A 21382-nucleotide genomic window follows, 5' to 3' on the forward strand; every position below is an offset into this window, starting at 1 on the left:
CTCTGCGTCAGGCTTCATTGATAAGGGTTCTGCTCAGGGCCTTGGCCCGTTCCGGGTCGCGTTGCTCGACCGCCTGCAGGATGTCGCGGTGCAGGTCGAACACGCCCTGGCAACGCGATTCGCGCATGTTGTGGTGCACGGCGCACGCCACCACGGCGGAGAAGTAGCGGTACAGCTCGCTCAATGCCGGGTTGTGTGCGGCGTCCACCAGGCGCTGGTGAAACACCAGGTCGCAGGCCACGTAGCTGTCGAGGTCGTCGTGAAAGTGCTCGGCGCTGTGCTGCAGCGCTTCATGCAGCCCCTTGAGGTCGTCGTCGGTGCGGCGCAGCGCCGCCAGCCCGATGGCCTCGGCTTCGAGGATGTGCCGGGTTTCGCGGGCCTGCTCGAGGCTGCAACGCGACAGCACCTGCACGGTGGCCAGCGGGTCGACATTGGCGCGCAGGTAGGTACCGTCGCCCTGGCGCACTTCGACCAGGCCGCTGAAGGCGAGCACGCGCATCGCTTCACGCACGGTATTGCGGCTGATGCCCAGTTCCAGGGCCAGTTCGGGCTCGGTGGGCAGGCGCTGGCCGACGGCCCAGGCGCCATCGGCGACGCGCTGGCGCAGTTGTTCGACGGCCTGCTCGACAAGGGAGCGTTTGATGAGTTGAGTCATTGACGTGCTTACATCCAATCATCGGACGAATCTGAGGAGCGGAGAATAGCCTGTCGGGCCACGTCGATGCAATCGCCAGCTAGGCGGGCTCCCGCAGGAGCCCGCCTAGCTGGCGAAAGACAAGGCGCGATCAGTTCAAGGCGTCAAGCAGCGCCTGGTTCTGCTCGGGCGTACCGATGCTGATACGCAGGAACTGCGCGATGCGCTGCTGCTTGAAGTGGCGCACGATCACGCCCTGCTCGCGCAACTTGGCCGCCAGCGCAGCGGCATCCTGCTCGGGGTGACGGGCAAAGATGAAGTTGGCCGCCGACGGCAGCACCTGGAAACCGCGGTCGGTCAACTGCGCCACCAGCTGCTCCCGGCTGTCGATCACCTGACGGCAGGTCTGTTCGAAATACGCCTGGTCCTCGAACGCCGCCGCCGCGCCGACGATGGCCAGGCGATCCAGCGGATAGGAGTTGAAGCTGTTCTTGATGCGCTCCAGCGCCTCGATCAGGTCCGGGTGGCCGACCGCCAGCCCGACCCGCAGGCCGGCCAGGGAACGCGACTTGGACAAGGTCTGCGTCACCAGCAGGTTCGGGTAGCGGTCCACCAGGCTGATGGCGGTCTGGCCGCCGAAGTCGATGTAGGCTTCGTCGACCACCACCACCGAATCAGGGTTGGCCTGCAGCATCTGCTCGACTGCCTCCAGCGCCAGCAGGCAGCCAGTGGGTGCGTTCGGGTTGGGGAAGATGATGCCGCCGTTGGCGCGCTGGTAATCCTCGACACGAATCTGGAACTGCTCGTCCAGCGCTACCGCCTCATACGGGATGCCGTACAGGCCGCAGTACACCGGGTAGAAGCTGTAGCTGATGTCGGGGAACAGCAGCGGCGCATCGTGCTGGAACAGGCCGTGGAAAATGTGCGCGAGCACTTCGTCCGAACCGTTGCCCAGGAACACCTGGCTGGCCTGCACGCCGTAGTAGCTGGCCACCGCCTGCTTGAGCCGGTCGCCATTGGGGTCCGGGTACAGGCGCAGGTTGTCGTTGAGCTCGCCGCGCATGGCCTCCAGCGCCTTTGGCGAAGGGCCATAGGGGTTTTCGTTGGTGTTGAGCTTGACCAGCTTGCTCAGCTTGGGCTGCTCGCCCGGCACGTAAGGCACCAGGTCCTTGACGAAGGGGCTCCAGAATTTGCTCATGCTCAGTTGCCCTCTTTATCGACAGGGGTGTGATCGCCAAGGATGCGGTATTCGGCGCTGCGTGCGTGCGCGCTCAGGGATTCGCCACGGGCCAGCACCGACGCGGTGCGACCCAGGTCCGAAGCGCCCTGCTCGGAACAGAAGATGATCGAGGAACGCTTCTGGAAGTCGTACACCCCCAGCGGCGAGGAGAACCGTGCGGTGCCGGAGGTGGGCAAAACGTGGTTGGGGCCGGCGCAGTAGTCGCCCAGCGCCTCGCTGGTGTGGCGGCCCATGAAGATCGCACCGGCGTGGCGGATCTGCGGCAACCAGGCCTGCGGGTCGGCCACCGACAGCTCCAGGTGCTCGGGGGCGATGCGGTTGGCCACCTCGATGGCCTGCTGCATGTCGCGCACGTGGATCAGTGCGCCACGGCCATTGATGGAGGTCTGGATGATCTCGGCGCGGTCCATGCCCGGCAGCAGCTTGTCGATGCTTGCGGCCACGCGGTCGAGGAAGTCGGCGTCGGGGCTGACCAGAATCGCCTGGGCGTCTTCGTCATGCTCGGCCTGGGAGAACAGGTCCATGGCGATCCAGTCCGGGTCGGTCTGGCCGTCGCACACCACAAGGATCTCCGACGGGCCGGCAATCATGTCGATGCCCACCTGGCCGAACACATGGCGCTTGGCGGTGGCCACGTAGATGTTGCCCGGGCCGACCACCTTGTCTACCTGCGGCACGCTCTCGGTGCCGTAGGCCAGTGCGGCAACCGCCTGGGCGCCACCGATGGTGAACACCCGGTCGACCCCGGCGATGCACGCCGCAGCCAGCACCAGCTCGTTGATTTCACCACGCGGGGTGGGTACCACCATGACCACTTCGGACACCCCGGCAACCTTGGCCGGAATCGCGTTCATCAGTACCGACGAAGGGTACGACGCCTTGCCACCCGGTACGTACAGCCCGGCGCGGTCCAGCGGCGTGACCTTCTGGCCCAGCACGGTGCCGTCGGCCTCGGTGTAGGTCCAGGAGTCCTGCTTCTGCCTTTCGTGGTAGCTGCGCACCCGGCGGGCGGCGGTTTCCAGCGCCTCGCGCTGCGCCGGGGTAATGCGGCTCAAGGCCAGCTCCAGGCGCTCGCGCCCCAGGATCAGGTCATCGATGGAGGTGGCCTGGACGCCGTCGAAACGCTGGGTGAATTCCACCAGCGCCGCGTCGCCGCGCTCGCGCACGGCCTTGATGATGTCCAGCACCCGCTGGTTGACCGCATCGTCAGACACGCTTTCCCAGCTCAGCAGATGATCCAGATGTCGGGCGAAATCCGGGTCAGCAGCGTTGAGTCGGCGAATTGCAGTGGACGTGGTCATGGCTAAGGCCTCGGTAAATGGCGGATGCTCAGGCGCCCTAAGCTACCAGTCCATCCGCGCGGGCACCCGAGAAAATTGGCTATGACGCGGATAGACGGGCGCGACAGCGAAGGTCGCGCGCAGGGGTCAGCCGCGGTGTCGCGATCCCACGGCCAGACGCAAGGCGTCGATCAGGCTCTGGATGCGTGCGTGCTGCATCTTCATCGAGGCCTTGTTGACCACCAGCCGGGAGCTGATGGTGGCGATCAGTTCCTGGGGTTCCAGGCCGTTGGCACGCAGGGTGTTGCCGGTGTCGACCACGTCGATGATCTTGTCGGCCAGGTTGATCAGCGGTGCCAGCTCCATCGAGCCGTACAGCTTGATGATGTCGACCTGACGGCCCTGCTCGGCGTAGTAGCGCTTGGCGACGTTGACGAACTTGGTGGCCACGCGCAGGCGCCCCTTGGGTTCGGCAGCGCCGATGGCACCGGCGGTCATCAGCTTGCATTGGGCAATCTGCAGGTCCAGCGGCTCGTACAGGCCCTGGCCGCCGTACTCCATCAGCACGTCCTTGCCGGCCACGCCCAGGTCGGCGGCGCCATGCTCGACGTAGGTCGGCACGTCGGTGGCACGCACGATCAGCAGGCGTACATCGTCCTGGGTGGTCGGGATGATCAGCTTGCGGCTTTTGTCCGGATTCTCGGTAGGCACGATGCCCGCCTCTGCCAGCAATGGCAGGGTGTCGTCGAGAATGCGGCCCTTGGACAGCGCGATGGTCAACATGGGAAACGTCAATCCTTAAGCGGCTTTAGCCGCCGGACCCGTGCAGGCGCCCGACGGCAATCGATTCTTGTGGCGCGTCCCTGCGCCGGGTGCAGGGCTAGCCCGGTACGCGACGGATCTTCGCGCCCAGCATCTGCAGTTTCTCTTCGATGCACTCGTAGCCACGGTCTATGTGGTAGATGCGATCGATCAGGGTGTCACCCTCGGCTACCAGCGCCGAAATGACCAGGCTGGCCGAAGCCCGCAGGTCGGTGGCCATGACCGGAGCGCCCTTGAGGGTCTTGGTGCCGGTGACGATGGCGGTGTTGCCTTCGACCTGGATCTGCGCGCCCATGCGGTGCATCTCGTACACGTGCATGAAGCGGTTTTCGAAGATCGTCTCGATCACCGCGCCGGTGCCTTCGGCAATGGCGTTGAGGGAGATGAACTGCGCCTGCATGTCGGTAGGGAACGCCGGGTACGGGGCGGTGCGCAGGTTCACGGCTTTTGGCCGCTTGCCGTGCATGTCCAGCTCGATCCAGTCTTCACCGGTGGTGATTTCGGCACCGGCTTCCTTGAGCTTCTCCAGTACCGCCTCGAGGATGGTCGGATCGGTGTCCTTGACCTTGACGCGACCGCCGGTCACGGCAGCGGCCACCAGGTAGGTGCCGGTCTCGATTCGGTCGGGCATCACGCGGTATACCGCCGAACCCAGGCGCTCGACGCCGTCGATGGTGATGGTGTCGGTACCGGCACCCTGCACCTTGGCGCCCATGGCGTTGAGGAAGTTGGCCAGGTCGACCACTTCCGGCTCGCGTGCGGCGTTCTGCAGCACGCTGCGGCCCTTGGCCAGGGCAGCGGCCATCATGATGTTCTCGGTACCGGTCACGCTGACGGTGTCGAAGAAGAAGTGCGCACCGCGCAGGCCGCCTTCAGGCGCCTTGGCCTTGATGTAGCCGCCTTCGACTTCGATCTTCGCGCCCATCGCCTCGAGGCCGCGGATGTGCAGGTCGACCGGGCGCGAGCCAATGGCGCAACCGCCAGGCAGGGCCACTTCGGCCTCGCCGAAACGGGCGACCATCGGGCCCAGCACCAGGATCGAGGCGCGCATGGTCTTCACCAGCTCATACGGCGCGACCAGGGTCTTGATGGTGCGTGGGTCGATCTCCACCGCGAGCTTCTCGTCGATCACAGGCTCGATGCCCATGCGACCGAACAGCTCGATCATGGTGGTGATGTCGTGCAGGTGCGGCAGGTTGCCGACGGTGACCGGGCCGTCGCACAGCAGGGTGGCCGCCAGAATCGGCAGCGCTGCGTTCTTTGCGCCGGAAATGCGGATTTCGCCATCGAGACGAACGCCGCCAGTGATAATCAGTTTGTCCATTGGAATCTCGCCGCCAAGTTGGCTCAGGTGCGCTCAGCCCAGGCTGCGCTGCTGAAAAATTTCATGGTTACCGCATGGATGCTGCCATCGGTGATCCACGGGTTCAGGTGAGCATAGATCTGCTGCTGACGTTTGACCGGGCTCAGGGCCGCCAATTCGTCACTGATTACGTTCAGCTGGAAGTTGCAGCCTTCGCCTTCAACTTCGACCCGGGTTCCCGGCAACTTTTCTTCAAGGAAGTTCTTAACTTCTACGGCCTGCATGCTCAACCTCAATCGGCGCCCTGTGCGCGCGGGTCGGCCATCATACAAAAAAGCCCCTCGCCTGCGAACCCCGTAAACGAGGACTCTGACAGAGGGGCCCGTCGCGCACCCGTATTTATTGACCGGCCAGCAGCTCGCCGAGCCCGTACACCTGAGCGATTTCGTGCATGCCATGGGGCATGCCGCGCACCTCGATGGTCTTGCCCGCCGCCTGCCCGTCACGGGTGAAGGCCAGCAGCAGGGACAGACCCACGCTGCTGGAAAGCTCCACCGCCGAACAGTCCAGCACCAGCGAAGGCTCGCGACTGGCAGCAATCAGGGCCCTGCCCTGCTTGCGCAGCACCGGGCCGGTGCGGTAATCCAGCACACCGGACAGGCTCAGCACGCCGGGTGCGGCAAGGGTGACTGCCGCACTCATTGGGCCTGCTTCTCGGCCGCTTGCTCGGTGGTTTCCTTGGCCTTGGCCACTTCGCCGGCCCAGCCGTCGATGGTCTTGTCCAGGTCGTTGCCGTTGCGCTGCATGGCGTCGGCGAACTGGTCACGGAACAGCTTGCCGATGTTGATGCCGTTGACGATGACGTTACGCACCTTCCACTCGCCATTGAGCTTGATCAGGGTGTAGGAAACCGGGTAGACGGCGCCGTTGTTGCCCTTGACCGTCATGTCGACGCTGGCACGGTCGTCGCCGTCCTTCTTCTCGGCGCCTACGGTGATGCCCTGGTTGTTGTATTCCAGCAGGGCGTTGCCATAGAACTGCATCAGGCTGCGCTTGAAGTTTTCCTGGAAGCGCTGCATCTGGGCCGGGGTAGCCTTGCGCGAGTACTTGACCGTCATGATGCTGCGGGAGATGCCATCGGCATCCACCACCGGTCCCAGGTTGGCGTTGAGCGCATCGTAGAACGCGCTGGGGTTGGCCTTGTACTGCTCCTTGTTCGCCTTGAGGTCGGACAGCAGTTGCGTGGTGGTGGTCTGGATCACTTCTTTGGGCGATTGCGTGGCCGCAACGGCCATCAACGGCAGGCTCGCCAGCAATACCAACAGGCCGCGTCGCAGGATGGAAATCATGGAAACTCCTTATTTAGCTTCTTTGCCAACGGTATTGAGCAAAAACTTGCCAATCAGATCTTCCAGTACCAGCGCCGACTGGGTGTCATGGATGGTTCCACCTTCCTTGAGCACCGCCTCCTCACCGCCCACGCTGATGCCGATGTACTTCTCGCCGAGCAACCCGGCGGTCAGGATCGAGGCGGTGGAATCGGTCGGCAGGTTGTCGACGCGTTTTTCCAGCTGCAACGTCACCCGACCGGTATAGGTATCGCGGTCCAGATCGATGGCCGTGACCTTGCCGATGGTTACACCGGCCATGGTCACTTTAGCTCTGACAGTCAAACCGGCGATATTGTCGAAGTAGGCGTAAAGTTTATAGGTATCGCTGCTCGGGCTGGCGGACAGGCCGCTGACGCGCAGGGCCAGCAGAAGCAGTGCCAGGATCCCGGCCAGGAGGAACAGGCCGACACCGATTTCCAGGGTGCGGTTTTGCATCAGAAATCTCCAAACATCAAGGCGGTCAGAATAAAGTCCAGACCCAGGACTGCCAGCGAGGCATAGACCACGGTCTTGGTAGTGGCACGGCTGATCCCCTCTGAAGTGGGCTCACAGTCATAGCCTTGGAATACGGCAATCCAGGTGACGACGAAGGCAAACACGAGGCTCTTGAGCACCCCGTTGAGTACATCGTCGACGAACGAAACGCTGTTCTGCATGTTCGACCAGAAGGAACCTTCATAGACTCCCAGCCAGTCCACCGCCACCCAGGACCCGCCCCAGATGCCGACCACGCTGAAGATCATCGCCAGCAGCGGCAGCGAGATGAAGCCGGCCCACAGGCGCGGTGCAACGATGTACTTGAGCGGGTCGACGCCGATCATCTCCAGGCTCGACAGCTGCTCGGTGGATTTCATGTTGCCGATTTCGGCCGTCAGCGCCGACCCGGCCCGCCCGGCGAACAGCAGCGCGGTCACCACCGGGCCCAGTTCACGCAGCAGGGTCAGGGCAACCATCTGCCCCACCGCCTGTTCCGAACCGTACTTGGTGAGGATGCTGAAGCCCTGCAGGGCCAGCACCATGCCGATGAACACGCCGGACACGACGATGATGGCCAGCGACATCACGCCGACCGAGTACAGCTGCTTGACCAGCAACTGGAACCCGCCGCCAATCCCGCCGCGCCCCACCAGGGCATGCAGCAGGAACAGGCAGGAGCGCCCCAGCACGGCCACCACGTCGATCGCGGAGCGACCAAACAGACGAATACGTTCGAGCAATGACTTTCTGCGCATCAACGCTTCCCCAACAGATCGGCGCGGTAATCAGGCGCAGGAAAATGAAAGGGCACCGGGCCATCCGGATCGCCTTTCATGAATTGGCGGATACGCGGGTTGTCCGACTCCATCAGCTCCTGCGGCGTACCCTGGCCCAGTACCTGGCCGTCCCCCACCACATACAGGTAGTCGGCAATGCTCGCGGTTTCTGCAAGATCGTGCGAAACCACGATGCTGGTGATGCCCAGCGCATCGTTGAGCAGGCGGATCAGGCGTACCAGCACGCCCATGGCGATCGGGTCCTGGCCGACGAAAGGTTCGTCGTACATGAGGATCTGCGGGTCCAGGGCAATCGCCCGGGCCAGCGCCACACGGCGCTTCATGCCGCCGGACAGTTCGTCGGGCATCAGTTCGATGGCGCCGCGCAAGCCCACGGCCTGCAGCTTCATCAGCACGATGTCACGAATCATTTCCTCGGGCAGCTGGGTATGCACCCGCAGCGGGAAGGCGACGTTCTCGAACACGTCGAGGTCGGTGAACAGTGCACCGCTCTGGAACAGCACGCCCATGTGCTTGCGCGCGTCGAACAGGTCGCTGCGCGACAGGGTCGGCAGGTTTTGCCCGGCCACCCACACCTCGCCGCTGGCAGGGCGCAGTTGCGCGCCCATCAGACGCAGCAGCGTGGTCTTGCCGCACCCGGAAGGCCCCATGATGCCGGTAACCTTGCCGCGGGGAATGCGTATGTCGACATTATTGAAGATGCTGCGCGCGCCGCGCTTGAAGGTCACGCCCTTCAATTCGACCGCGTAGGCGTTATCAACGCTCATCTAAACTCCTTGCGATGCAGCCTTTTCACTCAGACGCCAACCTCCTTCATGGAGGCACGCACGCTCCGAGCGGGCCGAACAGGCGGCGAACTATAGCACCGCTGATAGAGCCACCCCAAGGCCATCACCGAGGCTGTTCAGCTCAAGTTAAGGCTCACTTAAGGTTTCTGGCAGAGCATCCTTGCAATCACAGGTGAGGCTTTGGCGCATTACCGCTATAATCCCCGCCTTTTCATCAGGCAATCCGATCTACGACATGAGCCAATCCACCGACCTGATCCAATCCGCACAGCGCACCATCCGTCTCGAGATCGAAGCGGTAGAGGGCCTGCTGGCCCATATCGACGCCGATTTCGTCAAGGCCTGCGAGCTGATCCTGGCCAGCAAGGGCCGGGTCGTGGTGGTGGGCATGGGCAAATCCGGGCACATCGGCAACAAGATTGCCGCCACCCTGGCCAGCACCGGCACCACGTCGTTCTTCGTTCACCCCGCCGAGGCCAGCCACGGCGACATGGGCATGATCACCCGGGACGACATCATCCTGGCACTGTCCAACTCGGGCACCACCAACGAAATCGTGACCCTGCTGCCACTGATCAAGCGCCTGGGCATCAAGCTCATCAGCCTCACCGGCAACCCCGACTCGCCGCTGGCCAAGGCCGCCGAGGTCAACCTGGACGCCCGCGTGGGCCAGGAGGCCTGCCCGCTGAACCTGGCCCCGACGTCCTCGACCACCGCTGCGCTGGTACTCGGCGACGCCCTGGCCATCGCCCTGCTCGAGGCGCGCGGCTTCACCGCCGAAGACTTCGCCTTCTCGCACCCGGGCGGCGCCTTGGGCCGACGCCTGCTGCTCAAGGTCGAGAACGTGATGCACGGCGGTGACGAACTGCCCCAGGTTCAGCGCGGCACGCTGCTCAAGGACGCCCTGCTTGAAATGTCTCGCAAAGGTTTGGGCATGACCGTGGTGCGCGAAAGCGACGGCCGCCTGGCCGGGGTGTTCACCGACGGCGACCTGCGCCGCAGCCTGGATCGCAACATCGACGTGCACACCACGCTGATCGACGAAGTGATGACCGTACACGGCAAGACCGCCCGCGCCGAGATGCTCGCGGCCGAGGCCCTGAAGATCATGGAAGACCACAAGATCAGCGCGCTGGTGGTGGTTGACACGCTCGACCAGCCGGTCGGCGCCCTGAACATGCACGACCTGCTGCGCGCCGGAGTGATGTAAATGAACGACGATCTGCTGCAACGCGGCAAGGCCATCAAGCTGGCGGTATTCGATGTGGACGGCGTGCTGACCGACGGTCGCCTGTACTTTCTCGAGGACGGCAGCGAATTCAAGACCTTCAACACCCTCGACGGCCAGGGCATCAAGATGCTCATGAACTCGGGCGTGACCACCGCGATCATCAGCGGGCGCAAGACGCCGGTGGTCGAACGTCGTGCGAAGAACCTCGGCATCCCGCACCTGTACCAGGGCCGGGAAGATAAACTGGTGGTGCTCGACGACCTTCTTGGTCAACTGGGCCTAAGCTATGAACAGGTTGCCTACCTGGGCGACGACCTGCCAGACCTGCCGGTGATTCGCCGGGTCGGCCTGGGCATGGCCGTAGCCAGTGCCGCTCCGTTCGTGCGCCAGCACGCCCATGGCGTGACCCTTGCGCGCGGAGGCGAAGGCGCAGCCCGCGAGTTCTGCGAACTGATCCTGCAAGCCCAGGGCAACCTGGACGCGGCGAATGCCAACTACCTGTAGAGCGATCCATGTTCAGTAAAAAGATCCGCAATATCGCGCTGTTCAGTGTGATCGCTGCCTTGTTTGCAGCGGTCGGCTACTGGAACATCAGCCCCGAGACGTTCCTCGACGAGCCCGCAGCGCAGGTCGACGAAAGCGCCATCGACTACTACGCCATCAATGCCCACAGCGTGCAGTTTCTGCCCGATGGCAAGCTGCAGTACGAGATGACCGCCGACAAGGTCGAACACCTCAAGGCCAGCGAAGTGACGCTGCTGACCACGCCGGACCTCAACATGTACCGCGGTACCGCCTACCCGTGGCACGTGCAGAGCACCCGCGGCGAGGTCAACCCGGACGGCACCGAAGTGGAACTGATCGACAACGTGCGGGTTGCCCGCACCGACGACCAGAACCGCGAAACCATCATTACCACCACCCGCATGACAGTCTTCCCGCAGAAGCAATATGCGCAGACCGAGCAAGCCGTTAGAATCGACGGCGCCGGTGGCACAACTACGGGCAAGGGAATGAAAGCGTATCTGAAAGACGGCAGGATGAACCTGCTGTCCAACGTAAGAGGACAGTATGAGGCTCGTTAAAACCCTCCCCTTTTTGCTCAGCCTGAGCGCAGCACTGGGAAGCGCGAGCGCCTGGGCCCTGCCGAACGACCGTGATCAGCCTATCCGTATCCAGGCTGACCAGGCTCAACTGGATGACAAGAAAGGCGTTGCCACCTATACCGGTGACGTGATCATCACCCAGGGCTCGATGATGATCAAAGGCAACACCGTGACCATCACCCGCACTGCCTCCGGCGATATCGACGTCGTGACCTCGGTGGGCAACCTGGCCTACTTCGAGCAGCAGCAGAGCGCAGCCAAGCCGGACAAGATGCAGGGCTACGGCAAGACCATTCAGTACAATGCGCCACAGAACCGCATCGTGCTGATCGACCGCGCCAAGGTCATCAATGAAGGCAACACCACCGAAGGCGAGAAAATCGTCTACGACACGGTGAAGCAGATCGCTACCGCTGGTCGCGGTGGCAAAGTCACCGAGTCGCGTCCGCGCATCGACATGGTGATCCAGCCGAAGAAGAAGGCCGAGTAGATGGCAACCCTCAAAGCCCAGCACCTGGCCAAGGCCTACAAAAGCCGGCAAGTCGTGCGTGATGTCAGCCTGTCCATCGACAGCGGCCAGATCGTCGGCCTGCTCGGCCCCAACGGCGCCGGCAAGACCACCTGCTTCTACATGATCGTCGGCCTGGTACAGGCCGACCAGGGCCGCGTGCTGATCGACGACCTGGACGTCAGCCACCAGCCCATGCATGGTCGCGCACGTGCCGGCATCGGCTACCTGCCGCAGGAAGCCTCGATCTTTCGCAAGCTGTCGGTGGCCGACAACATCATGGCGATCCTCGAGACCCGCAAGGAGCTCGACCGCGATGGTCGCCGCAAGGAGCTTGAAAGCCTGCTGCAGGAATTTCACATCAGCCACATCCGCGACAACCTGGGCATGAGCCTGTCCGGTGGTGAGCGGCGCAGGGTGGAGATTGCCCGGGCACTGGCCACCGCGCCCAAGTTCATCCTGCTCGACGAACCTTTCGCCGGTGTCGACCCGATCTCCGTGGGCGACATCAAGCAGATCATCCACCACCTCAAGGCCAAGGGCATCGGCGTGCTGATCACCGACCACAACGTCCGTGAAACCCTGGATATCTGCGAAACCGCCTACATCGTCAACGATGGCCAGCTGATCGCCGAAGGCGATGCACAGACCATCCTGGCCAACGACCTGGTGAAAGAGGTGTACCTCGGCCACGAGTTCCGCCTGTAAGCTGCGGCACATGGCTGAACATGGCGCTGCCTGGGCGCTGGCAAATGGCTCCACCCGGGGTTAATTGTTCCAGCGCTCTAGGCAAACGCTTTGATTTCAGGCATATAATTTGCTTAAAGTTGGCGCCTCTCGCGCCCTTGTAGTAGATGGCGCCTGTGCGCCGGCGAATAAGGTGTTAAGCCCCAGCCATGAAACCATCGCTCGTCCTAAGAATGGGCCAGCAACTGACGATGACTCCTCAGTTGCAACAGGCTATCCGACTGCTCCAGCTCTCCACCCTGGACCTGCAACAGGAAATCCAGGAGGCGCTGGAGTCCAACCCGATGCTCGAACGCCAGGAAGAAGGCGAGGATTTCGACAACAGCGACCCGATGGCCGACAACGCCGAGACCAAGCCGGTTGTCGAACCTCAGGAGAGCAGCTTCCAGGAGTCCGCCCCCACGGTGGACAACCTCGAAGAAGGCGAATGGAACGAGCGCATCCCCAACGAACTGCCGGTCGACACGGTCTGGGAAGACATCTACCAGACCAGCGCCAGCAGCCTGCCCAGCAATGACGATGACGAGTGGGACTTCACCACCCGCACCTCCGCCGGCGAGAGCCTGCAGAGCCACCTGCTGTGGCAGCTCAACCTGGCACCGATGTCCGACACCGACCGGCTGATTGCCGTGACGCTGATCGACTGCATCAACAACCAGGGCTATCTCGAGGAAACCCTCGAAGAGGTGTGCGAGTCGTTCGACCCGGAACTGGACATCGAACTCGACGAAGTCGAGGCCGTGCTGCACCGTATCCAGCAGTTCGAGCCCGCCGGCATCGGTGCCCGCAACCTCAGCGAATGCCTGCTGCTGCAACTGCGCCAGCTGCCGCCGCGTACGCCGTGGATGGCCGAGGCGCAGCGCCTGGTCAGCGACTACATCGACCTGCTCGGCAGCCGCGACTACAGCCAGCTGATGCGTCGCATGAAGCTCAAGGAAGACGAACTGCGCCAGGTCATCGAACTGGTACAGAGCCTCAACCCGCGCCCCGGCTCGCAGATCGAGTCCAGCGAAGCCGAATACGTGGTGCCCGATGTCATCGTGCGCAAGGATTCCGACCGCTGGCTGGTCGAGCTGAACCAGGAAGCCGTGCCGCGCCTGCGGGTCAACCCGCAATACGCCGGTTTCGTGCGTCGCGCCGACACCAGCGCCGACAACACCTTCATGCGCAACCAGTTGCAGGAGGCGCGCTGGTTCATCAAGAGCCTGCAGAGCCGCAACGAGACGCTGATGAAGGTGGCCACGCAGATCGTCGAGCACCAGCGCGGCTTTCTCGACCACGGCGACGAGGCGATGAAACCGCTGGTACTGCACGATATCGCCGAGGCGGTGGGCATGCACGAGTCGACCATTTCGCGGGTGACCACGCAGAAATACATGCACACCCCGCGCGGCATCTACGAACTGAAATACTTTTTCTCGAGCCACGTGAGCACCTCCGAGGGCGGCGAATGCTCGTCCACGGCGATCCGCGCGATCATCAAGAAACTGGTCGCGGCTGAAAATCAGAAAAAGCCATTGAGTGACAGCAAGATCGCTGGTTTACTGGAGGCACAAGGCATCCAGGTAGCCCGTCGCACCGTCGCCAAGTACCGCGAGTCCCTTGGCATTGCACCGTCGAGCGAACGCAAGCGATTGATGTGACATCCCCTGAGATGTGCCACCGCAATTCAGTGGCAGGCGCAACACCTGCCTCTTATGCACCGGCAACAAAAGGAGAAGCTGTATGCAAGTCAATATCAGTGGACAGCATGTAGAAGTCACTCCGCCACTGCGCGAGTATGTCGAGCAGAAGCTGAAACGACTGGAGGGTCACTTCGACAAGATCACCAACGTGACGGTGATCATGAAGGTCGAAAAGCTTCAGCAGAAAATTGAGGCTACCTTGCAGATCCCGGGCGGCGAAGTGGTTGCCAACGCCGAACATCAAGACATGTATGCAGCGATCGACGCCCTTACCGACAAGCTCGACCGCCAACTGAAAAAACACAAGGAAAAACAGCAAAGCCTCCTGCAAGGTGCAGCGGCCCGCTGATCCCCCCCACCCATGATCCGACTAGAAGATATCCTGACCCCCGGCCGTTCCCTCGTGAACGTGCCGGGCGGCAGTAAAAAGCGTGCGCTCGAACAGATTGCCAATCTGATCGGCAAGGAAGTACCCGAGCTGGACACCCAAACCGTGTTCGAGAGCCTGATCGCCCGTGAAAAACTGGGCTCGACCGGCTTCGGCAATGGTATCGCCATCCCGCACTGCCGCTTGAAAGGTTGTGAAAAACCGGTAAGCGCCCTGCTGCACCTGGACGCTCCCATCGACTTCGACGCCATCGATGGCGCCCCCGTCGACCTGCTGTTTCTGCTGCTGGTCCCGGAAGCCGCCACCGATGCGCACCTTGAGCTGCTGCGCCAGATCGCCAGCATGCTCGACCGCAAGGACGTGCGCGACAAACTGCGCGCGGCCACCGATAGCCAATCCCTGTACCAGGTCGTACTGGACGTGCAAAACGGGCACTGAACATGCGCTTGATCATCGTCAGCGGTCGCTCCGGCTCCGGCAAGAGCACCGCGCTCGCGGTACTTGAGGACAACGGCTACTACTGCATCGACAACCTGCCTGCCGGGCTGTTGCCGCAACTGGCCGAAAACGCACTGATCAATACCGAGCTACTGCAGCCGCTGGTGGCCGTTTCCATCGACGCGCGCAACCTGCCCAGCCACCTGAGCCGCTTCCCCGAGCTGCTGGAGGATGCCCGCAGCAAGCACATCCATTGCGATGTGGTGTACCTGGACGCCGACGAGGAAACCCTGCTCAAGCGCTTCTCGGAGACGCGCCGACGCCACCCGCTGACCAACACGCAACGCTCCCTGGCCGAAGCCATCCGGGTAGAGAGCGACCTGCTGGGGCCGATCGCCGACCTGGCCGACCTCAAGATCGACACCACCAACCTCAACCTGTACCAGCTGCGCGACTCGATCAAGCTGCGCCTGCTCAACCAGCCCGAGCCTGGCACGGCGTTTCTGGTGGAGTCGTTCGGCTTCAAGCGTGGCATGCCGGTCGACGCCGACCTGGTGTTCGATGTGCGCTGCCTGCCCAACCCCTATTGGAAGCCCGAGCTGCGGGATCATTCGGGGTTGGAGCAACCGGTCATCGACTACCTGGCCGCGCAACCGGACGTCGAGGAGATGTTCCAGGACATTTCGTCGTACCTGCTCAAGTGGCTGCCACGGTTCGCCGCCAGCAACCGGGCCTATGTCACCATCGCCATCGGCTGCACCGGCGGTCATCATCGCTCGGTGTACATCACCGAACGCCTGGGCCAGGTGCTGCAACAAACATTGAAGAACGTCCAGGTTCGCCACCGCGACCTCTAGCCCTCAGGATCCCGCCCGCGATGCCCGCAATTGAAATCGAGATTATCAACAAGCTGGGGCTGCACGCCCGGGCAGCGGCCAAGTTCGTTGGCGTGGCGGGCAAGTACCCGTGTTCGGTGCGTGTAGGCCGTACCCCGGAGTCGATGGTCGATGGCAAGAGCATCATGGCCGTGATGATGCTCGCCGCCGGCAAGGGCACGAGCATCCACCTCAAGACCGAAGGCGAACAGGAAGCCGAAGCGCTGCAAGGCCTGGTCGAACTGATCAACAACTATTTCGACGAAGGCGAGTAACCTCGCCTTCTCGCTTCAGGACAACGCGGTATCCATCACCATCATCAGGCAGAACCCGATGCACAGCCCCAGGCTGGCCAGGCGATGATTGCCGTTGCTGCGTGACTCGGGAATGATCTCCTGGGTCACCACCAGCAACATGGCCCCGGCAGCGAAAGCCAGGCCCAGCGGCAGCATCAGTTCGGCGACGCTCACCACCCACGCGCACAGTACCGCCGCCAGTGGCTCCACCAGCCCGGATGCCGCGCCGATCAGAAACGCCTTGAAACGGCCCATCCCCGCTCCAGCCAGCACCAGCGCGATCACCAGCCCCTCTGGCACATCCTGCAGGGCGATACCCATGGCCAGGCTGTCGGCATCCGGCATGCCGCCACCGGCCGACACCCCGATGGCCATGCCTTCGGGGATGTTGTGGGCAATGATGGCAATCACGAACACCCAGATGCGCGCCGGAATCACCGGCCTGCCGGGCACGGCGACCAGGTCGTCCGGTGTTGCGCCCGAGACCCTGCGGTCCACCAGGTAGATGCAAAACGCACCGAACAGCAGGCCGAAGCTGATCAGGCCACCTGCCCCCCATTTGCCGAAGCCGACCGCCTGTGCGGCGTCCAGCCCCGGGATGATCAACGAGAACGCCGTGGCGGCCAGCATCACGCCTGCACCGAACCCCATCAGGGTATCGGCCACGGCCACCGGCATGCTGCGAATCACCAACACCGGCACTGCGCCCAGGGCAGTGCCCAGCGCACACATGGCCCCACCCTCAAGCGCACGCAACATCCGCGGTTCCAGGTCCAGCCAGGCGAAGCCCTGTACCAGCAGCAACGCCGTCCCCACCAACAGCAGCAGTGTGCCCAGCGCCAACCTGAACAGGCGCACACCGCCAATGGCCATCACCTCCGAGCGCATGCCGCTAGGACTCACACCAGGGCAGCAACGTAGCGACGCTCTACTTCGGACCAGTTGATCACGTTGTAGAAGGCGCCGATGTATTCGGGGCGACGGTTCTGGTACAGCAGGTAGTAGGCATGCTCCCACACGTCCAGGCCAAGAATGGGCGTATTGCCATTCATCAGCGGGCTGTCCTGGTTGCCGCTGCTCTCTACCACCAGGGTTTTCTGCGGCGTTACGCTCAGCCACGCCCAGCCACTGCCGAAGCGGGTCAGCGCAGCCTTGGTGAACGCATCCTTGAATGCCTCGAAACCGCCCAGCTGGTCATCGATCGCCTCGCCCACCGCGCCGTGGGGCTGACCGCCGCCGCCGGGCGCCATCACCATCCAGAACAGACTGTGGTTGGCATGCCCGCCGCCCTGGTTGATCACTGCGGCCTGCAGATTCTGCGGCAGGCTCGTGACGCTGGCGACCAGTTGCTCGATCGGCCACTCGGCGTATTCGGTGCCCTCGATGGCGGCATTGAGGTTGTTGATGTAGGTCTGGTGGTGCTTGCTGTGGTGAATCTGCATGGTCTGGGTGTCGATGTGCGGTTCCAGCGCATCGTAGGCGTACGGCAATGCAGGCAAGGTATGCGGCATATCAGTGGGTTCCATAATGAAGGGCTGGGGGCTGTAGTTGTTCCTGGCCGGCAAACAGCGCCGGCTGCGCCCCCTGGCGGTAGAGCAGGCGTTCGGTACGGGGGTACTGGCCATACTCGCTGATGAAATTGAGTAGTTCGGTGTAGGTCTTGCTGCTCTGGCGCAGCGCCGCATCGCGCAGCAACGGCGAAAGGCGCTGATCCTGGCTGGCCTGCAACAGGCGCTGGTGGATGGCGCACAGGTACTCGGCGCTCTCCTGCGGCTGCTTGAGGCGCAAATGCAGGTCGGCCAGGTTGTGGTGCGAAATCACACAGGCGGCCACCGCCTCGTCGGCGTCCTGCCAGCGCTCGAACAACACCTGGGCCAAGGCCAGGGCCTGCAAGTACAACTCGCGGGCATCCACCAGATCGCCCTGTTGGAACAGGCGGTTGGCTATTTCAGTGGTGCGTTTCCAATGCTGCATGACAGAAACCTCCGAAGCGGTGGGCGGTGTCAGATACCGCCGGCCGTGAGTTTTTCAGGGTCGAGCAGGACTTCCAGCTGGCTGCGCGGCAGGTCGGTGTGTTCCAGCGCAACCTCGATGATCGGGCGCCCCTGCTTGTAGGCGGTCTTGGCGATTTCGGCAGCCTTCTGGTAGCCGATGATCGGGTTCAGCGCGGTCACCAGGATCGGGTTGCGCGCCAGGGCTTCCTTGAGCTTGGGTTCGTTGACCTTGAAGGTGGCGATGGCCTTGTCGGCCAGCAGACGGCTCACATTGGCCATCAGCTCGATGCTGCCCAGCAGGTTCTGCGCAATGATCGGCAGCATCACGTTCAGCTCGAAGTTGCCCGACTGGCCCGCAACGGCGATGGCCGCATCGTTGCCGATGACCTGCGCGGCCACCATGGCGGTGGCTTCCGGAATCACCGGGTTGACCTTGCCCGGCATGATCGAGGAGCCGGGCTGCAGCCCTTCAAGCTCGATCTCGCCCAGCCCGGCAAGCGGGCCGGAGTTCATCCAGCGCAGGTCGTTGGCGATCTTCATCAGGGCCACGGCGGTGGCCTTGAGCTGGCCGGAAACAGCCACGGCGGTGTCTTGCGAGCCGATCAGGGCAAACAGGTTTTCCCCCGGCACGAACTGCACCCCGGTCAGGCCGCTCAGTTGCTGGCTGAAGCGCGCGGCGAACGCGGGGTGGGCGTTGATCCCGGTGCCCACCGCAGTGCCGCCCTGGGCCAGGGCCTGCAGGCTTGGCAGGGTGTCGTTCAGGTGACCGATGCCCGCCTTGACCTGTGCCGCCCAGCCGCCCAGCACCTGGCTCATGCGCACGGGCATGGCGTCCATCAGGTGGGTGCGACCGGTCTTGATGAACGGGTGCACCTGCTCGGCCTTGTGCTCGATCACCTGCACCAGGTGCTTGAGCGCCGGCAGCAGTTGTTCGTGCAGGGCCAGCGCGGCGCTCACGTGGATGGTGGTGGGGATGATGTCGTTGCTGCTCTGGCCGCAGTTGACATGGTCATTGGGGTTTACCGTGTCGCCCAGCACACGGCTGGCCAGGGTCGCGATCACCTCGTTGGCATTCATGTTGGAGCTGGTGCCGGAGCCGGTCTGGTACACGTCGACCGGGAAGTGCTGCATGAAATCGCCAGCCAGCAACTGTTCCACGGCGGTGACGATGGCAGCGCCCTGTGCCTGGCTGATCTGCTCCAGCTCGACGTTGGCCTTGGCGGCGGCGGCCTTGGCCAGCAGCAGGGCCCGGATGAACTGGGTCGGCATGCGCTGCTGGCTGATCGGGAAGTTGTTCACCGCGCGCTGGGTCTGGGCGCCATACAGGGCCTCGGCCGGCACCTGCAGCTCACCCATGCTGTCACGCTCGATACGGGTATTACTCATCATCAAGTCCTTGCATCAGTTCAGCGAAAGAAATCGAAGGCAGCAGCGTGCAGTTCGCCAGTTGCAGGGCGAAGGGCTGCCAGCGCTGGCCGTGCTCGCCGCCGTCGAGCTTGCGCAGCTGCAGCAGCGGCTTCCAGGCCTGGTCCAGGCACAAGCAGCGCCAATGCCACGGCAGCATGCGGTCGCACGCGGTGTCGAGCAGCAGGCGGAAGGAAGTCAAGGCAACGGTCCAGGCCGAGGTCTCGGTGCAGCAGACCAGGTAGCGACCTTCGGCCAGGTAGTGTTCGATCAGGCGCGGCTCGTCGGGCTCGAGGGCACAGCGAATTCGCCGGCTCAGCCAGCGCCAGTTTTCGAGGTAGGGCAATTCGTGAAGGACAGGTCTCATGAACATCATCGCCTAGATAATGATAGTCATTATTAAGTGATAATCAGAATCAGTTCAAGTGCGACTAAAGGCGAAAAGCAAAAAGCCCGGCACGGGGCCGGGCTTCGATGTGTAACCTGAGGTGGCCCCTTCGCCGGCAACGCCGGCGCCTACGGGGACCGCGCACAGGCCGGCAGTGTCAGCTGCCGGCGACCGTCATGCGCTCGATCAGCACCGAGCCTGTGTGAATATTGCTACGGGTTTCAAGATCGTTGCCGATAGCGACAATCTGCTGGAACATGTCCTTCATGTTGCCGGCAATCGTGACTTCCTGAACCGCAAACTGGATCTCGCCGTTCTCCACCCAGTACCCCGCTGCCCCGCGCGAATAGTCACCGGTCACCATGTTCAAGCCATGCCCCATCAGCTCGGTCACCAGTAACCCGCGCCCCATGCGGCGCAGCAATGCAGCCTGATCTTCGACCCCATGCGTCACGAACAGGTTGTGCACGCCACCGGCGTTGGCGGTGCTTGGCAGCCCCAGCTTGCGTCCGGAATAGGTGCTCAGCACATACGACACCAGCTCGCCATTTTCGACGAACGGCTTGGCATAGGTCGCCAGGCCGTCCCCATCGAACGAGGCACTGCCCAGGGCACGCTGCAGGTGCGGCCGCTCGTCCAGGGTCAGCCAGCTGGGGAACAGGCGCTGGCCCATGCAGCCTTCCAGAAACGACGACTTGCGGTACAGGTTGCCGCCGGAAATCGCCGACAGGAAACTGCCGAACAACCCGCCGGCCAGCTCCGCCGAGAACAGCACCGGTACCTCGCAGGTCGACACCGGACGTGCGCCCAGGCGCGCCGCCGCACGCTGCGCCGCGCGACGCCCGATGCTCTGCGGATCGGCCAGCAGCTCGCCCTGGCGGTTCACGTCATACCAGTAGTCACGCTGCATCTGCCCGTCACCTTCGGCGATCATCACGCAGCTCAGGCTGTGGCGGGTGGAGGCGTAGCCACCGATGAAGCCGTGGCTGTTGCCGTACACCCGGCATCCCTGGTGGGTGCTGAGTGTGGTGCCATCGGCGTTCTTGATGCGGGCATCGGTGTCGAACGCCGCGGCTTCGCAGGCCAGGGCCTTTTCGATGGCCTGCTCGGGGGTGATGTCCCAGGCGTGATAGAGGTCGAAATCCTGCAGGTCACGGGCCATCAGGGCAGGGTCGGCCAGGCCCGAGCATTCGTCCTCGGAGGTGTGCTTGGCAATGGCCAGGGCCGCCGCCACGGTTTCGCGGATGGCATCGCTGCCACTGGCCGAGGTGCTTGCCGAGCCCTTGCGCTGGCCCACATACAGGGTGATGCCGAAGCCCTGGTCGCGGTTGAACTCCACCGTCTCCACCTCGCGCTGGCGCACCGAGGTCGACAACCCCTGCTCCAGCGATACGGCCACTTCGCAGGCGCTGGCGCCCTGGCGCCGGGCTTCGGCGATGATCTGTTCGACCTGTTCCTGCAACGCCGGCAGGGCCTGCGGACCTACGCTCTGGACTGCACTCATGGTTTTCTCCACTCAAATTCTGCGTTCGGCTCGGGTCAATCTACGACCGGACCGGACAAGCGGCCCCCGACTGGTTATCATGGCGG

At 63.3% G+C, this 21382-nt stretch carries 27 protein-coding genes; 10 read left to right on the plus strand and 17 right to left on the minus strand.

The window, feature by feature from the left end:
- Window positions 1–7 precede the first annotated feature (7 nt).
- The 11 genes from V9K84_RS16780 to V9K84_RS16830 form a co-directional block, all read right to left on the minus strand.
- Window positions 8–655 carry a FadR/GntR family transcriptional regulator gene (locus V9K84_RS16780; protein WP_043862443.1) on the minus strand — a complete coding sequence of 216 codons (648 nt, stop codon included), beginning with the start codon at window positions 653–655 and terminating at the stop codon, window positions 8–10.
- Window positions 656–785: 130 nt separating this feature from the next.
- A complete protein-coding gene (hisC, locus tag V9K84_RS16785) occupies window positions 786–1832 on the minus strand; it encodes a histidinol-phosphate transaminase (protein ID WP_043862444.1) in 1047 nt (348 codons plus the stop codon).
- A gap of 2 nt (window positions 1833–1834) precedes the next feature.
- On the minus strand, window positions 1835–3175 hold the full coding sequence (gene hisD / locus V9K84_RS16790; RefSeq protein ID WP_088515332.1) for a histidinol dehydrogenase: 1341 nt from the start codon (window positions 3173–3175) through the stop codon (window positions 1835–1837).
- Between the two features lie 126 nt (window positions 3176–3301).
- Window positions 3302–3937, minus strand: coding sequence for an ATP phosphoribosyltransferase (gene hisG, locus V9K84_RS16795; RefSeq protein ID WP_088515331.1), 636 nt, complete (start codon window positions 3935–3937; stop codon window positions 3302–3304).
- Window positions 3938–4034: 97 nt separating this feature from the next.
- Window positions 4035–5300: a UDP-N-acetylglucosamine 1-carboxyvinyltransferase gene (murA, locus tag V9K84_RS16800; RefSeq protein WP_043862447.1), complete on the minus strand. Its 1266-nt coding sequence runs from the start codon at window positions 5298–5300 to the stop codon at window positions 4035–4037.
- A 23-nt stretch (window positions 5301–5323) separates the two neighbouring features.
- Window positions 5324–5563 (minus strand): BolA family protein, encoded by a 240-nt coding sequence (locus tag V9K84_RS16805; RefSeq protein WP_010223373.1) that lies wholly within the window; start codon window positions 5561–5563, stop codon window positions 5324–5326.
- 115 nt (window positions 5564–5678) lie between these two features.
- A complete protein-coding gene (locus tag V9K84_RS16810; RefSeq protein WP_054916378.1) occupies window positions 5679–5981 on the minus strand; it encodes an STAS domain-containing protein in 303 nt (100 codons plus the stop codon).
- Complete coding sequence (locus V9K84_RS16815; protein ID WP_338791498.1) at window positions 5978–6628, minus strand: ABC transporter substrate-binding protein; 651 nt, start codon at window positions 6626–6628, stop codon at window positions 5978–5980. The genes V9K84_RS16810 and V9K84_RS16815 overlap by 4 nt, the downstream gene beginning before the upstream one ends.
- A gap of 9 nt (window positions 6629–6637) precedes the next feature.
- Window positions 6638–7105 carry an outer membrane lipid asymmetry maintenance protein MlaD gene (mlaD, locus tag V9K84_RS16820; protein WP_043862450.1) on the minus strand — a complete coding sequence of 156 codons (468 nt, stop codon included), beginning with the start codon at window positions 7103–7105 and terminating at the stop codon, window positions 6638–6640.
- Complete coding sequence (mlaE, locus tag V9K84_RS16825) at window positions 7105–7902, minus strand: lipid asymmetry maintenance ABC transporter permease subunit MlaE (RefSeq protein ID WP_043862451.1); 798 nt, start codon at window positions 7900–7902, stop codon at window positions 7105–7107. Before mlaE ends, mlaD begins: the two co-directional genes overlap by 1 nt.
- Window positions 7902–8711 carry an ATP-binding cassette domain-containing protein gene (locus V9K84_RS16830; RefSeq protein ID WP_043862452.1) on the minus strand — a complete coding sequence of 270 codons (810 nt, stop codon included), beginning with the start codon at window positions 8709–8711 and terminating at the stop codon, window positions 7902–7904. Before V9K84_RS16830 ends, mlaE begins: the two co-directional genes overlap by 1 nt.
- Before the next feature lie 256 nt (window positions 8712–8967).
- Between V9K84_RS16830 and V9K84_RS16835 the strand changes: the two genes are divergently transcribed.
- The 10 genes from V9K84_RS16835 to V9K84_RS16880 all read left to right on the plus strand — a co-directional run bounded on the left by V9K84_RS16835 (window position 8968) and on the right by V9K84_RS16880 (window position 15985).
- Window positions 8968–9942: a KpsF/GutQ family sugar-phosphate isomerase gene (locus tag V9K84_RS16835; RefSeq protein ID WP_043862453.1), complete on the plus strand. Its 975-nt coding sequence runs from the start codon at window positions 8968–8970 to the stop codon at window positions 9940–9942.
- Entirely contained in the window at window positions 9943–10467 is a 525-nt protein-coding gene (locus V9K84_RS16840; RefSeq protein ID WP_043862454.1) for an HAD family hydrolase, read from the plus strand. It begins immediately after the preceding gene.
- A gap of 8 nt (window positions 10468–10475) precedes the next feature.
- Window positions 10476–11048 carry an LPS export ABC transporter periplasmic protein LptC gene (lptC, locus tag V9K84_RS16845; protein ID WP_043862455.1) on the plus strand — a complete coding sequence of 191 codons (573 nt, stop codon included), beginning with the start codon at window positions 10476–10478 and terminating at the stop codon, window positions 11046–11048.
- Window positions 11035–11559: a lipopolysaccharide transport periplasmic protein LptA gene (gene lptA, locus V9K84_RS16850; protein WP_054916380.1), complete on the plus strand. Its 525-nt coding sequence runs from the start codon at window positions 11035–11037 to the stop codon at window positions 11557–11559. Before lptC ends, lptA begins: the two co-directional genes overlap by 14 nt.
- Window positions 11560–12285, plus strand: coding sequence for an LPS export ABC transporter ATP-binding protein (gene lptB, locus V9K84_RS16855; RefSeq protein ID WP_043862457.1), 726 nt, complete (start codon window positions 11560–11562; stop codon window positions 12283–12285). It abuts the gene before it with no gap.
- Between the two features lie 188 nt (window positions 12286–12473).
- Complete coding sequence (locus V9K84_RS16860) at window positions 12474–13967, plus strand: RNA polymerase factor sigma-54 (protein WP_088515330.1); 1494 nt, start codon at window positions 12474–12476, stop codon at window positions 13965–13967.
- 82 nt (window positions 13968–14049) lie between these two features.
- Window positions 14050–14358 (plus strand): ribosome-associated translation inhibitor RaiA, encoded by a 309-nt coding sequence (gene raiA / locus V9K84_RS16865; protein WP_043862459.1) that lies wholly within the window; start codon window positions 14050–14052, stop codon window positions 14356–14358.
- A gap of 12 nt (window positions 14359–14370) precedes the next feature.
- Window positions 14371–14835 (plus strand): PTS IIA-like nitrogen regulatory protein PtsN, encoded by a 465-nt coding sequence (gene ptsN / locus V9K84_RS16870; protein ID WP_043862460.1) that lies wholly within the window; start codon window positions 14371–14373, stop codon window positions 14833–14835.
- A 2-nt stretch (window positions 14836–14837) separates the two neighbouring features.
- Window positions 14838–15692: an RNase adapter RapZ gene (gene rapZ, locus V9K84_RS16875; protein ID WP_043862461.1), complete on the plus strand. Its 855-nt coding sequence runs from the start codon at window positions 14838–14840 to the stop codon at window positions 15690–15692.
- A gap of 20 nt (window positions 15693–15712) precedes the next feature.
- Window positions 15713–15985 carry an HPr family phosphocarrier protein gene (locus V9K84_RS16880; RefSeq protein WP_043862462.1) on the plus strand — a complete coding sequence of 91 codons (273 nt, stop codon included), beginning with the start codon at window positions 15713–15715 and terminating at the stop codon, window positions 15983–15985.
- A gap of 15 nt (window positions 15986–16000) precedes the next feature.
- Here V9K84_RS16880 and V9K84_RS16885 read toward each other — a convergent pair whose 3' ends face one another.
- The 6 genes from V9K84_RS16885 to pmbA all read right to left on the minus strand — a co-directional run bounded on the left by V9K84_RS16885 (window position 16001) and on the right by pmbA (window position 21296).
- Complete coding sequence (locus V9K84_RS16885; RefSeq protein WP_058541430.1) at window positions 16001–16894, minus strand: ZIP family metal transporter; 894 nt, start codon at window positions 16892–16894, stop codon at window positions 16001–16003.
- An 11-nt stretch (window positions 16895–16905) separates the two neighbouring features.
- On the minus strand, window positions 16906–17517 hold the full coding sequence (locus V9K84_RS16890; protein WP_088515329.1) for a superoxide dismutase: 612 nt from the start codon (window positions 17515–17517) through the stop codon (window positions 16906–16908).
- A gap of 1 nt (window position 17518) precedes the next feature.
- Window positions 17519–17980, minus strand: a complete 462-nt coding sequence (locus tag V9K84_RS16895) for a hypothetical protein (protein ID WP_043862465.1) — start codon at window positions 17978–17980, stop codon at window positions 17519–17521.
- 29 nt (window positions 17981–18009) lie between these two features.
- Window positions 18010–19386 (minus strand): class II fumarate hydratase, encoded by a 1377-nt coding sequence (locus tag V9K84_RS16900; RefSeq protein WP_058541428.1) that lies wholly within the window; start codon window positions 19384–19386, stop codon window positions 18010–18012.
- On the minus strand, window positions 19379–19780 hold the full coding sequence (locus tag V9K84_RS16905) for a hypothetical protein (protein ID WP_043862467.1): 402 nt from the start codon (window positions 19778–19780) through the stop codon (window positions 19379–19381). The genes V9K84_RS16900 and V9K84_RS16905 overlap by 8 nt, the downstream gene beginning before the upstream one ends.
- Before the next feature lie 169 nt (window positions 19781–19949).
- On the minus strand, window positions 19950–21296 hold the full coding sequence (pmbA, locus tag V9K84_RS16910) for a metalloprotease PmbA (RefSeq protein WP_088515328.1): 1347 nt from the start codon (window positions 21294–21296) through the stop codon (window positions 19950–19952).
- Window positions 21297–21382: the final 86 nt, after the last annotated feature.

The organism is Pseudomonas sp. AE27, assembly GCF_037113495.1.
GTDB lineage: Bacteria > Pseudomonadota > Gammaproteobacteria > Pseudomonadales > Pseudomonadaceae > Aquipseudomonas > Aquipseudomonas palmensis.